The 13,302-nt window shown below is 38.3% G+C and carries 19 protein-coding genes; 1 reads left to right on the forward strand and 18 read right to left on the reverse strand.

Features of this window, described 5'->3' with window-relative positions; all coding sequences use genetic code 11:
- Window positions 1-599: 599 nt before the first annotated feature.
- The 5 genes from SB724_RS19165 to SB724_RS19185 form a co-directional block, all read right to left on the reverse strand.
- Window positions 600-1,727, reverse strand: coding sequence for a response regulator aspartate phosphatase (locus tag SB724_RS19165; protein WP_410572342.1), 1,128 nt, complete (start codon window positions 1,725-1,727; stop codon window positions 600-602).
- Window positions 1,728-1,974: 247 nt separating this feature from the next.
- Window positions 1,975-2,181, reverse strand: a complete 207-nt coding sequence (locus tag SB724_RS19170) for a hypothetical protein (RefSeq protein WP_410572344.1) — start codon at window positions 2,179-2,181, stop codon at window positions 1,975-1,977.
- 26 nt (window positions 2,182-2,207) lie between these two features.
- Window positions 2,208-2,852 (reverse strand): hypothetical protein, encoded by a 645-nt coding sequence (locus SB724_RS19175; protein ID WP_410572346.1) that lies wholly within the window; start codon window positions 2,850-2,852, stop codon window positions 2,208-2,210.
- Between the two features lie 115 nt (window positions 2,853-2,967).
- Complete coding sequence (locus SB724_RS19180; protein ID WP_410572348.1) at window positions 2,968-3,252, reverse strand: hypothetical protein; 285 nt, start codon at window positions 3,250-3,252, stop codon at window positions 2,968-2,970.
- Between the two features lie 70 nt (window positions 3,253-3,322).
- Window positions 3,323-4,390 carry a hypothetical protein gene (locus SB724_RS19185; RefSeq protein ID WP_410572350.1) on the reverse strand — a complete coding sequence of 356 codons (1,068 nt, stop codon included), beginning with the start codon at window positions 4,388-4,390 and terminating at the stop codon, window positions 3,323-3,325.
- 704 nt (window positions 4,391-5,094) lie between these two features.
- On the opposite strand from SB724_RS19185, the gene SB724_RS19190 reads away from it, so the two are divergent.
- On the forward strand, window positions 5,095-5,598 hold the full coding sequence (locus SB724_RS19190; RefSeq protein ID WP_410572352.1) for a hypothetical protein: 504 nt from the start codon (window positions 5,095-5,097) through the stop codon (window positions 5,596-5,598).
- Window positions 5,599-5,772: 174 nt separating this feature from the next.
- Here the strand turns inward: SB724_RS19190 and SB724_RS19195 are convergent, their stop codons facing one another.
- From SB724_RS19195 to SB724_RS19255, 13 genes are all read right to left on the reverse strand, one after another.
- Window positions 5,773-6,267: a hypothetical protein gene (locus SB724_RS19195; protein ID WP_410572354.1), complete on the reverse strand. Its 495-nt coding sequence runs from the start codon at window positions 6,265-6,267 to the stop codon at window positions 5,773-5,775.
- Window positions 6,268-6,427: 160 nt separating this feature from the next.
- Window positions 6,428-6,766 (reverse strand): hypothetical protein, encoded by a 339-nt coding sequence (locus SB724_RS19200; protein ID WP_410572356.1) that lies wholly within the window; start codon window positions 6,764-6,766, stop codon window positions 6,428-6,430.
- Window positions 6,763-7,392: a zonular occludens toxin domain-containing protein gene (locus tag SB724_RS19205; protein ID WP_410572358.1), complete on the reverse strand. Its 630-nt coding sequence runs from the start codon at window positions 7,390-7,392 to the stop codon at window positions 6,763-6,765. Before SB724_RS19205 ends, SB724_RS19200 begins: the two co-directional genes overlap by 4 nt.
- Window positions 7,392-7,736 carry a hypothetical protein gene (locus SB724_RS19210; RefSeq protein ID WP_410572360.1) on the reverse strand — a complete coding sequence of 115 codons (345 nt, stop codon included), beginning with the start codon at window positions 7,734-7,736 and terminating at the stop codon, window positions 7,392-7,394. The genes SB724_RS19205 and SB724_RS19210 overlap by 1 nt, the downstream gene beginning before the upstream one ends.
- Before the next feature lie 220 nt (window positions 7,737-7,956).
- Window positions 7,957-8,430, reverse strand: coding sequence for a hypothetical protein (locus SB724_RS19215; RefSeq protein ID WP_410572362.1), 474 nt, complete (start codon window positions 8,428-8,430; stop codon window positions 7,957-7,959).
- 17 nt (window positions 8,431-8,447) lie between these two features.
- The gene (locus SB724_RS19220; RefSeq protein WP_410572364.1) at window positions 8,448-8,588 is read right to left on the reverse strand and encodes a hypothetical protein; all 141 of its coding nucleotides are present in this window, start codon (window positions 8,586-8,588) and stop codon (window positions 8,448-8,450) included.
- Window positions 8,589-8,617: 29 nt separating this feature from the next.
- Window positions 8,618-8,899: a hypothetical protein gene (locus tag SB724_RS19225; protein ID WP_410572366.1), complete on the reverse strand. Its 282-nt coding sequence runs from the start codon at window positions 8,897-8,899 to the stop codon at window positions 8,618-8,620.
- 553 nt (window positions 8,900-9,452) lie between these two features.
- Window positions 9,453-10,640 carry a hypothetical protein gene (locus tag SB724_RS19230; RefSeq protein ID WP_410572368.1) on the reverse strand — a complete coding sequence of 396 codons (1,188 nt, stop codon included), beginning with the start codon at window positions 10,638-10,640 and terminating at the stop codon, window positions 9,453-9,455.
- 214 nt (window positions 10,641-10,854) lie between these two features.
- Window positions 10,855-11,949 carry a hypothetical protein gene (locus SB724_RS19235; protein WP_410572370.1) on the reverse strand — a complete coding sequence of 365 codons (1,095 nt, stop codon included), beginning with the start codon at window positions 11,947-11,949 and terminating at the stop codon, window positions 10,855-10,857.
- A 51-nt stretch (window positions 11,950-12,000) separates the two neighbouring features.
- Window positions 12,001-12,177: a hypothetical protein gene (locus tag SB724_RS19240; RefSeq protein WP_410572372.1), complete on the reverse strand. Its 177-nt coding sequence runs from the start codon at window positions 12,175-12,177 to the stop codon at window positions 12,001-12,003.
- 55 nt (window positions 12,178-12,232) lie between these two features.
- Complete coding sequence (locus SB724_RS19245; protein ID WP_410572374.1) at window positions 12,233-12,445, reverse strand: hypothetical protein; 213 nt, start codon at window positions 12,443-12,445, stop codon at window positions 12,233-12,235.
- 5 nt (window positions 12,446-12,450) lie between these two features.
- On the reverse strand, window positions 12,451-12,609 hold the full coding sequence (locus SB724_RS19250; RefSeq protein ID WP_410572376.1) for a PTS ascorbate transporter subunit IIC: 159 nt from the start codon (window positions 12,607-12,609) through the stop codon (window positions 12,451-12,453).
- Between the two features lie 288 nt (window positions 12,610-12,897).
- Window positions 12,898-13,212 (reverse strand): hypothetical protein, encoded by a 315-nt coding sequence (locus SB724_RS19255; protein WP_410572378.1) that lies wholly within the window; start codon window positions 13,210-13,212, stop codon window positions 12,898-12,900.
- Between the last annotated feature and the right edge of the window lie 90 nt (window positions 13,213-13,302).

Consider the following 13,302-nt stretch of genomic DNA (forward strand, 5'->3'; position numbering starts at 1 on the left):
TTCTATAAAATAAAAAAGGAGCAAGTTTTTTCCGGTACACGAAAAAACTTGCTCCTTCTTCACACTCAAAATGACAACAAACCCTTATATATGTATAATAAAAGGCATAGTTGTAGTGAGGGTGACCTCGGTTGCGAAGTATGTGTGTACTTCCTGCCCTCTTCAGAGTGTTGGTAGCACTTTGAAGGGACTGCAACTATTTTTTTGTTTAATTTCTAAATAAATCATAAACAGTATAGGAATGACATGTCAACGAAACGGAAAACACAAAATAATTTTGTGTTATTTTTTTATTTTTCGGCAAAAGCTTTTTCAGATAACAAATGAATTATATATGTCTTTATTATTTTTCATTTATTGAATAAAAAGCATTTTCCCAATTATGCGCCGCATTTTTTTTTAGATATATATATATCTTTAAAAAAACGCACGGTTTGCATAAAAAAAAGCAGATCATTTGATCTGCTGCTATGGTAGCCCCAAAACTCAATCAGGTCGAAAATCTTGACGCTTCTGAAAATGTATCATGTTGCTGTTCAACTACATGATACCCAGCTGTAAACAATACGCCGAGCAGAAGAGCTACCGAACACAGCGTTTTAAATTTCATACAGGAAATCGCCCCTTTGGATTTGTTTTTGAGCATCCAACATCTCACGGAAAAAAAAGACTGAATCTTCCGCGCGCTCTTCCTTAGTATAAAATTCCGCAGCGTCAAAAGCCAGCTCTTCAATATAGGGATACCCTCGTCCGTTTCGAAGAGGTTCAAAAGCCTGTAAGATTTCTTTTCTTCCGGCTGTCGGTTCAATGTACAAAGCTTTTACCACATCCAATAAACAAAGAAAGAAATTATCATCGAAATGTTCCGCCTGTTTTACGGCTTCCTTGTAGAACTTAAATCCCTCTACCCTTTCGCCTTTTTTAAAATAAAGGATAGAAAGGTCATAATATGCGTAAAGTGTTTCTTTAGAATTTATACGCTCTGAAATTTTTGCAGACTCCAAAAAACAGTCAGCCGCACTATCAAAGTCATTCATTTTAACATGGCATAAGCCCATATTTCTCAACGCCTTCGCCATAATAAGCTTGTTCCCAATAATTCGCGCAGTGGCTAAACAACTTTTCATATGAGGTAATGCCTTTTCATGCATCTGCATATCTGTATAGTTGCCCGCAATAACAAACAGACATTGAATTTTTCGGATGGTGTAGGTTTCCTGCTTGTCATAGATGTTATATGCCTGGGTAACATATGACATTGATACATGAGTTTGCTTCATGTGGTAAAAGACTTCTGCCATCTTGAAATAAAATTCAGCCTTTTCCACTTGATCTCTGACATGGTATATCTTTTTTTCAGCTTGCTTGTAACTCTGTATGGCTTGTATGTATAGACCTTTCGCAAAAAAATACATCCCCTCGAAAAAATGAGCATAGTATTCAGATAACCGCGTAAGCCTTTGCGAAGAGCCTTCCGACCTTCTTAAATATTCCCATTTTTCTAACTTTTTAGATGGGTCGGAAGGGAAGAGGTAGTCCATCATTAAATGATGCCTAAAAAGCATAATTTCATAATATGAGATTAGGTCATCATCTTGTTCCATTTGACCAATCATTTGTTCTATCTCAATCTGTATCTTTTCAGCATTTTCAGAGTCGAATTTATTGATATAGTCATACCATTCATTAATTTTTACCCCTACACTGGCTGACGGAATGAGATCCATTACACCCCTCCACATAATCCATTTTTATGTAAATATTAGCACACAGAAAGGCTTATAAACTTTCTTGCGGTAAGTTTTCGGCAGCCGCAAAAAACGAACCTGTTTTAAAGCCTCTGTCTTCTCCTCTAAGGGATTCTAACTCCACCACGACACTAAATACAGATTTTCTTTTTCCGACCCCTGTGAAGCCACCAAGCAGCTTCTATAACAAAAGAAAGGGGAACACACATTGTGCCCCCCTTTAACATTAAACAGCCATGTTAATTATTGCGTATGATATAGCAGAAATAACAATCACAGTAACAACCACGGCAAAAGCTAAACGTTTAAACAATTTAGCCTTATCAACGTCTTTCCCATCTTTTTTATTCTGCCTAAATATTCTAAAGCAAGTTACCGCAAGAAAAAGAATTATAAAGATCGGAAATGTGTAACTGACGATAATATCCCACACGTTTTATCACCTCGCAATACTTTATGTTATTTCTGTGGCGTGATGTCAAATGCTAAAGCCCACGTCATATCTACGATAACGCCTTTCCCTTTATTGTTGGCGTTAATTCTTGACGCTAACAGCCCAAAATATGCCGCCGTAAGTCCTGGGGGAACAGCAGGAAGAACACCAAACCATGCACCGATAACCGCAAGACCTGCTGAAACAGAACTTGCACTACTCATGTCCGTCGCTACTTGTTTAGCAGCGCAACTGTTCAATTTCCGCGAGTAGCCCCACCAGTATTTTTTGGACTTTGTCGTTTTACCTTTACAAGCAAGAACACCCATGTCAGAATCCAAAAACATTTCCTTTGTTTCCCCTACGATATTCAAATTCTTGTCAGCATGGATGTTTCCCTCTTTAATCTCAGAATTCAGATACTTAAAATATTCTTTTTGTCCGTTTAACATGTCGGCAGAAAATCCATCTGTTTTCGCCTTTTTATAATCTAAAACAAAATACCCGTCCTGCACTGACACATATTTTTCGAGTTTCATAATATCGCTTTTAGTATATTGATCTTCGCTGTAGCTTTTCACTGGCGGAACGTTATGAGAGTCCGCCAAAACACTAGGGGCAAGAGATAGCAAGAGACACAAAGCAACCACCACAGAAATAATTTTTTTCACATAAAACCCTCCCTATATTTTTATCCTACAATTACCAAATAAATCATATTAAGGGTTTTATGTAACCGAAAGACCGCCGAACGAAAACCGCACAAAAGGCGCAACTATACGCCTTTTAATAAATAAAATCTTTTCCGGTCGATGTTTTTTTTGTTTGTAGCGTCAAAATCCATTCTTTTAAATCTTCTAAATCAAATCCGTTATCATTCAATTTTTCCGGAAACTTTTCCGGATTCATATACCAATCAATCATTTTTTTCTCAGCTTTCTTTATGTCACCAAAGGAAAAGATATGGACCTTTTTAATATTCCCATTGGGTTCGCGGACTGATCTTCTTAAATATAAATAAACAGTATCACGGGTTCTTTTTTTGGTTAAAAAGCCTGTTTGTTTTTTCACTTGCCTTACCTCCACATTTTACAAACATTGTGCAAACTGACACCCACAATGCTTTTTTGAAATTTGTGGGTTACTTTCCCCAAACGTTTCTAAGCTCTTCTAAAATTCTTTCTTTCTCTGCTTCGAAATTTTCCTGTTCATCATAAGAATTGGCATCTGTATTGTTATGCTGCTCTTCCTCTAACCAATCGGGGACAATTTCTTCTCTCAAAGATTTGTACGGTTGTTTAGGGTTAGTTTTCTTTGTTGAATCTTCCAATATTGAAGCGAAAACAGTTTCTAAGTATTTTTCGACATTTTTCGATTTTGGAGGATGGTTTTCAACTCTATTCAAAAAAACAGTTAGTAGTGAATCATCATCAATCTTTTTCTTATGTATAAAATCTAATATTTGTTGTTTATGTTCTTCTGAGAAACGCTCTTCAATACGATGATGATTAGATATATTTGATTCTTTGGATATATGATTATTAGTATGTGAACTTTTCTTCACAGACCCCTGTGAACTTTTCTTCACAGACCCCTGTGAACTTTTCTTCACGGAAGCCTGTGAACTTTTCTTCGCAGACCCCTGTGAACTTTTCTTCACAGCTTTCTTTTTTCTTGCTTGTACGCCTTTAGAAGAGAATTCCATCCCTTTAGATTCCCTCTGCTCCCAGGATCTGAATTTGACCAATTCGCATATTTTAGAGTCAGAATAAACAGGATGTTCATAGACGATAATGTCAACGGTGTTTTTGTCGTTGAAAGTGCTGTCCTTTAGATCAATTAGCCCAACTTCATAAAGGCACTGAAACACGTTGTACATGCCCCGCGTCGCTGTATACCCTAGAATTTCTTTCGCGATGTATGACGCGCTGCTCTTAATATGTCCTTCTTCCTTTTTGGCTGCTGTGCGGTCAACCCATGTCAAAAGCTTCAGCCATGTAGTGAATACGGATTCTGATATTTTTATAGTATTTCCGATTTCAATTGTTTTTCTATTGTTAGTGTTCATAACTTTGTTGTTTCGTTTTTCTTCGCTTGTATATGTAATCCATTTATCTATCTGACCAAAAAATAATAGTTGATAGAGCTGGTCACGGTTAGATAAAAGATTTTGTCCTTTTTGAATGTTCATTTGCTGTTGGTTAGTCATAAAAAATCCTCCATGTGAAAGTTATTCCATTGCGAATGGAGGGTAGAAGCGTGTACAATGTACATATTGATTGCTGTTCCTCCAAGGAATGGTGTAAAAGGAGTTGCTGAGCCGAGCAACTCCTTTTTGTTATATGTAAAACTATACCACGTTTTTTGTTGTGGGTGTCACATTTTTTCGATCTTCTTCGATCTTTTTTTTCCACTCTCTTAAATGTTCGGCAGTATACCCCATTTTTCGCAATTTCACAGGGAAAAATCCTGAGTCTAAAAGCCACAAAGTCAGGCTTTGCAAAGCTTTATCAGCGCGCCCAAAGGAAAATAGAAACCTTTCCCGTCTTGAAGAATCCTTTTGTTTCCCCGCATATTGAGCGAGATAATAATAATAATTCCCGTCAGATTTCGTCCTAGTTATATATGCCATATTCGCACGCACCCCCGCATAGAAATAGTTCTTTTTACCTTAATGAAACAAGCGAAATAGATCATTATGACTATTCGCCGCGCAAAAAAAATCAACAATGGTTTAGAATAACAGATATACATAAACATTCTTCGTCTGTATAATTCTTGTTGAGGTTTTTAATTAAATACTATTTATTAAAAAAGATAATGTCAATCATATAAGACTTTATTTAGGTTGTTTTTAAGGGTGAAAAACATATTTTTAAAACATTAAAAAAATTCAAAGGTTGGTGTTTTTTTGTGAAAGTAAAAGATGTTATAAAAATGATTTCTTCTCGTCAATTATCAGTGAAAGAGTTGAGCGAAAAATACGATGTTTCGGACAGAACAATACAAAGTAAAATAAAAAAACTCGGTTTTGTTTGGAATAGTAGAGAACGTAAGTATGAGCACGATGGAACAACTAAAATCAACGGTTCATCTGTATTTGATTTAGATTTTGAAAGTCTATTTGACGCGAAAAACAAACCGAAAATAAATCATAATAATGTTATTAAAGAAAACAAAAATGAAGCAAAAAACAATGTTAAACATGGTGAAAATACAAATAATAAAATATATAAAAAATCTAAAGGTAGCATGGATGATATTGATTTGATTCTTTCGGCAGAAAAACGCATTATGAAAAACTTTTACTTTGACCCTGACATATTAGAGGTGATTGAGAATGTACCGAAGAAAAAGCGTTCAGATTTGATAAACACTTGTCTGAGAAAAGTATTTCATGAAAAAGGCTTGTTATAATCATTTTTTAGCCCTTGTAACAGGTTTTAAATACAATCATGACCGAATACATACAGAAGCGTTAAAAGCTCTTAAAAAGCCTATTAAAGCCTTTTAAAAACGATTGATAAAAAAAGCCCCTATAGGGCTGCTGATCCTACCCCCTGTATCATGTATGTGGTACAGGGAGGAACGTTATTTTTTTTCTGAAGCCTTTTCCTCCAATTTCATTTTATGCCGTTGATAATCTTCATTAAGCTGCTGTTTCTTCTCCTTCAGCGTCATTTCTCTATCTTCTAAATCCCGTTGGTGTTGTACGCGTTGTTCATTCCTTTCTCGATTGTATTTTTCATCAGCAGGAATCTTATTGTTTTGGTTGTTTGCTGCGTTATTTTGCTGATTATTTGATACGGCTGCGGGCGCAGGTGCGTCATTTTGTTGAATTATAACTTGTCCATCTGACATTTTAATGAATGTAAGGTATTCAGCCGCCTTCTGTTTTTCGTAAACAGCTTTTTGATCGGCAGCGCGATACATATCGCCGCCATATTGAAAGATGATGTCATTCCCTTGCATGTGGATTGTAGAAGTATGAACATTCATTTCAGAAACGGGGATGGATTTTTCTTTGCTGCACGCTGCTGTGAACGTGATTGTTATTATGGTCAGCGCACATAACATTTTCTTCATCCCTATCACCTCTTATATATAATTTGTCTGCGAGATCATCAATAATCTGCCGACATGGTTTTACTTCTGTTTTTAAGTCTTTATGGGCTGTCCATATAAGATCAATCACGTTCAAAATTGCAATGCCGATGCAACATATAATTAAAAATATATGCACTTTTTACGCCCCTTTCCTTAACTCTTCAAGGTAATTCATCAGCTTGTTTTGTTCTGTTTTTGTCAGCTCATGATGCTTCATCATATAGTAAGAATTACGCCCAATTTTCACTTTGCGATCATGTGCGAATTTGCTTTTACGCTGCCAGTGCATGCATTCATAAGGAATCAGTAAGAAACCCATTTTATGCGCCATTTCCTCGGCTACTTTTAATTGTTTGTAAAATGTGTATTCTTGCATGATCTTAGCGTATTTAACGGCAGGCATTGACGGATAATGATACAGCAAATTGCGGGGATCGCGATCATTAAACGTATCAGGGAGAACAGAATAATTCATCATTTTTCGAGTAGAACCTTCTTTCCGCGAGCTTCATCATGTATTCGTTCTAATTCTTTGAAAAAAGTATCGCTATCCCTTTCAGTAGAAGGCAGGGGAAAGCTTTGAACGATTTCATGGGTATCATATAGATTGAGTTTGAAAAAACGTTTCGCCTTGTACATGGGCAGGAATTGCTTATGGAGAAATTCTCCGGCTTGCCAATCTATAAAGCGCATGGAAAAACCTTTATTTCCGATCTTCCGAACTTGGACTAATACTTCTATTAATTGGCGGATTCGACTATCAACGTTGTTGATCGACGGGGAACAATAAATCTGTAAGCTCCTCATTTTCCGTGTGTACATCATTACTTCCGTTGCTATTGTCGCACTGTGTTTTGACCATCTACGGTTAGAAAAAGCCATTTGCGCTTCATCCCAACAACATATAGACCCCTGCGCCCTTGCAACCTCGTACCAGTCACTATAATTATCCATAGGGTAAGAGTCTAACAGTCCATAATTAGAGAACAGCTTAATTTTGCCCCCTGCGGCTTCTGTACGGTGTTTCCAGTGGTGAGCCAGTATAGACATTAAAAGAGTTTTTCCAGCTCCTAAAGGACCTTCCACAAAGATATGCTGTGGCATTATTTCCGTCCCCTTTCTCTTTCAGCCATGACGATAGGTTTTGGAGGTTTTGGGATAAGGCTTTCAATAGTTTTGATATAGTAATCGGGATCTGCTACATGGACTTTTCCTTCCATGATAAATTTTATTAATTTGTCATAAGGGTTCACGTCTCCATGCAGATAGCTGTTACTTCCCAATGCTCTTAAATAAATAATTGCCCTGATCTGCCATTCTTGCAGCTCCTGGGCGTTGGTTTTCATTTCCTCGATGACTTGTTTAACATCCGAGATGTGTTGTACTTCCGGAAACAAGTTATCAGATATAACAGATTGTAGCTTCTCGGCGTTTGTATTATTGTTCATTTCTTACTAACTCCCTTGATTGTTCTTCTTTTTTTAATTGCTCTAATTAGAGATGGAAGGAAGAAAAACTCTATAGAGACAATAAGCATCAATAAAATGATGATTAACATAATCAGCCGCCCTTTGCTCCTTCGATTATTTGCACTTTATGCATAATCACTCATGGTGAAAAAGATAATTGCGCTGTAGCGCGCCTGAGCGACATCCACAATATGTAATTTTATAATCTTGGGTTAAAATCATGAATTTGCTGCTGCTGTTCATTAAATGCAGAAACTCCGGATGCCGTTTTTTTAGCTGAACAACTTGAAACGCCCAGTATCAGGATAAGAACAAAGACAATTATCATTAAAAAGATTTTGTTTAAATCCATGTTTTTTTGTTCTTCTCTTGGCTTGTAATGGGTTATTTGTGAAAGCACCATACTCTTCTCCATTTGCGCCAGTCTTTTTGTCTCGGCAATGGATTTTTGCGGCGCTCTATAGAAGAAGTGCCTTCCCTCTACGCTGTTTGTGACTTCGCAGTCTTGTAAAGGAATGCTGTGAACGCCTGTTACAATGATTCTATCTTCTCGGAAATCTGATATACGATGTATTTCGCTTGTCTTGCTATCCTCGTCAAAGACAATTAACAAATCATCTGTTTCCGGATATAGCGCGTTTTTATCCTCTTTAGCTCTGAATAGTGATGACATATAAAAAAACCTCCTGATTAGACACGACTGAATTTCCGTTTGCGCTGCTGCTTATTCTTTGAACGCTGAAAAAGTTTGTACCCTATGGCTGCTGTTGTTAGAATGCCGAGCGAGCCGCCTAAACAAAGAAAATACATATAAATAAATGCATCTGCCATTGTGAAACCTCCTTTTGAAAGCGATATGGTTATAAAAACGGTATGCTTTCTTTAACCGCGTAATAAATCCTTACTAAAGATCGAAACATTATAATGCCGCCGATAAACGTAGTTGAAATGAGTAATGACGTTACACACATTTGCATAGAGGAAGGCATATCACCGAATAAAGACAGATAGCTTCCCAAGTCAATGCCTTGGGCAGTTATGTTTCCGACATCTTCGAGTTTTTCGATCGCGAGGTCTAAAAAAGAAATGATAGGATTGAAAAGCGAATCTATAAAATTATGTATAGGCTGTTTGATATTCATTTAATCTAATCGCTCCCGACTCTCATCCCTGATATTATTCGAATTGCCGCAACCGCTGTGAAAATCCATATAGCGAACGTTAAAATGACAGCTATGACATTCATTTGAAATCCGTCTCCCATCGCTTTCCAAACTTTCCCCATCATTTCGGAATATCCGTTGTTCGATGACGCTTGTGGCGAATAGGACAAAGATGCCAAAGTATGAGCAAGTCCAACTATTAGAGACCATAAAAGCTTGGCAGCAGCAAAAAACAACAAAAACACCTTAACGACAACAACGCCAATCATATATAAAAGATATAAAAGCCCGTCTATTAAGGCGTATATAACTTCGAAAAAACCGACAAGTAAATCAATAAGCCCTTGAAAGAGTTTTTTCAGTAATTTCCCGACCCATCGAATCGCGTCCCAAATAATTCCGCCTACATATTCGATCGTGTCCCATACAACCTTGGCAATCCATTTTAAGCCGTCCCAAATTCCACCTAAAGCCCATGTGACGGCATTTAAAATAACATCAAAAAGATTTTTAAAAGCTTCACCGATAACGCCTATTTTTGACCCTCCTTCCTACGTTGGGATGCTGCATCTTTGATGACCTTTATAATCTTCGGCGCAAACGCGAGCACCAAACAAAATACAATGATGCTTGCAATTACCCCAACAATAGAAAAACTGGTACTTAACAAGTCTTGCCCGGAAAACGGGAGCTTTACTTTTCCTAAGGGGTTGCTTGACGGATCGCCCGCCGACCCTTTCGGAAAGACCGGGCTGCCTTCAGTCCCTTTAGTTGATACAGGAACAAGTTTTATTTTTGGGTTTCCGTAAACATCGAAAGGAAGGTTTTGGGCACTTATTGTTGCTTCTTTATCAGCCGACGGAACAGTTTTATATTTTTGACCGTCTAAATATATAATGATTTGTCCGTTGGTCGGCTCTTCCCAACTGACAACATAGCCATCATTTTCTTTTGAAACAACCGCATTTTCGATTTCAGGCGGTTGCTCACTTTTGGTCTTAATAGTGACGGTATACGGCTTACTTTGCTGTAAATGCTTCGAATAGCTAACCATTTTGAAAGTATATTCTGTGTTGGGTTTAAGATCATCTATCCGGAAAGTTGAGTCTTTGTATCGAGACTCAATTTGCTCCCCATTGGCATAAATCATCAAAAAATTAAACCGATCGGGCAAATTATAATTGAATTTTATGGATGTGCCTTTAAGCTCGTAATGCACATTTGATATGTTTTGAAACGCTTTTCCGTAAAAGTTTATTTCTTGTACACGATCTCTATTTGTAAAGGGTGATATTGTGACGTTAGTTCCCGCATAATCAGGCGCGTTTTCCAATTTGAACGGCTTCCCCTTAAAATATTCAGACGGCACAGTATATGTTGTTTTCTTTCCTGTATCAGCATCTGGAATACTAAGCTGCAAAGATGGAGCATTACTTGTGGTGTGAATCCGGAAATATTCTAATTGGGAATCCACTATGCCCGAAACAATTCGAATTTGTTTATTTGTAGTGCTTGGGTAAAACTGTTCAAATGTACCCACTTTGTTATCAGTGAGCTTAGTGGTGTAACTGTAGCTGGTAGCGAAGTCGAATTCTACCATCACGTGAACACCGTCCAATATACCGCCGGAAAAGTCTGTACTTTGCTCTTCTGCGAATGCTGGCAAAGCATTTAAAAAGAAAGCTGACAAAATAAAAACAACCACAGCAATTTTCTTCAAAAAATTAGTTCCCCCCTTTCCCTCTAAATGTGTTCATTTAATCCCAATCTGTATTTTTTCTTCCTATAGCTGAATAGATTGCGGAGATTATACGATCAGCAAACAAAGTCACACATAAGAGAAATAAGAAAGGGATGACATAGGGCATCATTTTCCCAAAAATCAGCCCTGTGATCGCGTTTAAAATATTAGAATCCAAGGGATTCCCCCCTTTCTAATCAGGTTGTTTTTTATATGTCGGATAACTGTCCCCATCATCGCCCCCAGGATTAGGCGCAGTTATTGCATCAGCAGGGGAAGGGATCTCACTTGCGTCTGTGTTTGGTGTAGGCGCGTCAAATTTTGGCGTTTCCGGCTCTTCATATGTTGGGATTTCTATATCTTGTTCCGGCTCTTTAGGCTGCTTGATTTTCGGCGTTTCCGGCTGTTTATCGTACTCGCCCGCGTTCGTTTTTCCCGGGATAGGTAAGTCATCTGTCGGCAAGTCGGGCAAGGCTTCTACAGGATTGTCCAATTTGAATCCCTTTTCGGTATCTTTCTTTTCCTTAATCTTTTTAGCGCCTTTTTTTATGTCATCCTTATTGAAGCCGGAATCCTTTAACTTTTTGTTATCCTTCATCTGTGGTTCTTTCTTGCTGATATTATGGTCATCGACCCCGGATAATTCTGCGGGCGCTTTAGGTTTTGCCCTGCTCGGTCTTGCCGGAGCTTTTGGACGTTCCGGCATATTTGGTGGTGAAGGAGCTTTCCCCAAACCGTCTAATAGTCGATCGACAATTTTTACAGAAAAAATGTCTGCAACTTTGTGCCAGTCGGGAGTGGGCGGAATAGCGCTTTTAATCTCGTCTAGCTTCCCGATATACTTCGACCACCCGGGACACGAAAACGCTTGGCATATATCACAATCGCCCCCACTTCCTCCGTTCCCGCTGCTACCGCCGCCGTCACTATCACTTTGTGGATGACATGCCGTAGCTTCTGACTTTATTTCTGTGAGTTTATAAGATTCTGTTTTGATAACTTTCCCTTCAGTATTTAAAAAGTCTATACGAGCTTTCCCATTACATCGGAAATAGTGACCGGGGGTGCGTTCGTTAATAACGTTATTCGTTACCTCAGAACCATTTGTGTTAGTTTGAGTAACCTTGTATCCGTCAGCATCCTCCGGTAAATCGAAGGCGACATGATACCTGTCCGCATCGCTCTCATATGTAAGAGTGCTTGCAGCTGACACATGATTCTGTATTAAAATCAGGAGGATAATTACAACGGATAATATCCGGATGAAGGACTTATTTTTTTTAAACAATATAAAAAACCTCACGTTTCTAATAAAAAAAGGGCAATGAATGCCCTTTTTTTACTTTCCTCCCGAGCCGCCTACAGCTGAACGAATTACACGGAAGATTCTAGGCGCAAAGAAAACCGCCAATCCTAACAGAACTAGAGAACCCAAAGCCCCCACAAAGCTCATTGATGACTGCAATACATCTGATCCGTTAAAAGGCATTTTCACACCGGAAAAATCAATGTCCATAATAAAAAACCTCCTGATTTTTTTGTATATGTAACTAACCTTGGGTTAGATTACCTCAATCGTCATAATACCTATATTGCCGATATTCCAAGTCTTCTTCTTGATCGGCACGCTTGTAAAATTTCACTATGGCTTTGACTAATAGATGTACCGTCATAAGAGCAACAACTATCATCGCTAAAGGCGCAGCCACAAAGAGAAAGTATTTCACATAATGCCAAAACTCGCCCAATCTCGCGTCAGTGAAAAACGTTGTAAATTTAATCATCATTCTCACCCTTTTGCTTTGACAGCTCTAACAATAGCTAAAATCAATAAGCCGACCGCGATAATTGCAACAACCAACATCACGAAAGGTCCAGCCAATTTTAGAAACATCGCAAATATTCCCCAAAAGAATGACCAATCAAAAACGCCCGATAAGTTATTCACTCGCTGTCACTCCTTCCATTCGTATAGACTCCGATAATTGTGAAAAGGAGAGAGATGACCACGGAAAAAGTGGTGATAATGATAATAACGTCAACATTCCCGAATACATAGGATAGGCTTTGAAGAAACAACCCGTTAAATCCGTCTTTTACCATGCTCATTTTCTCGGTCCTTTCACAGCGCGTAGAATGACAGCGACAAAAGGATAAAGCAGCACACAAGCCCCCAAGATGACAAAATAGTATATAGCTAAATCTTTCGGATATAGCGATAAATAATCATACATTTTCATTTGTCGAACCTCCGAGCGACTCTTTCAATAACTTGAAATATCATAAGGCAGACGACAACAACAACAATCATAATGTCGCCGAGCGTCACCTCATGAATAATGTTAATTTGTGTGTCGCCTGATCTGATTTGAGTCTCCGGTGTGCGCTGCACGTCATAATTGAGAACTAAATCGGACTTTAAGTCCTCTGATGTCGCTTGAGACGCTTTTTCCTGGGACTCGCCTTGCGAGTCCTTAGCCGCCACGGTATCGCCCGCGACGTCGGAGGACTTAAAGTCCGATTTAATTTTGTCGGCTTCTGTTACCTTCATGCGCTCACCTTCTTTCTATAAAATAAAAAAGGAGCAAGTTTTTTCCGGTACACGAAAAAACTTGCTCCTTCTTCACACTCAAAATGACAA

The organism is Bacillus sp. SIMBA_031 (genome assembly GCF_046535225.1).
Classification (GTDB): domain Bacteria; phylum Bacillota; class Bacilli; order Bacillales; family Bacillaceae; genus Bacillus; species Bacillus velezensis.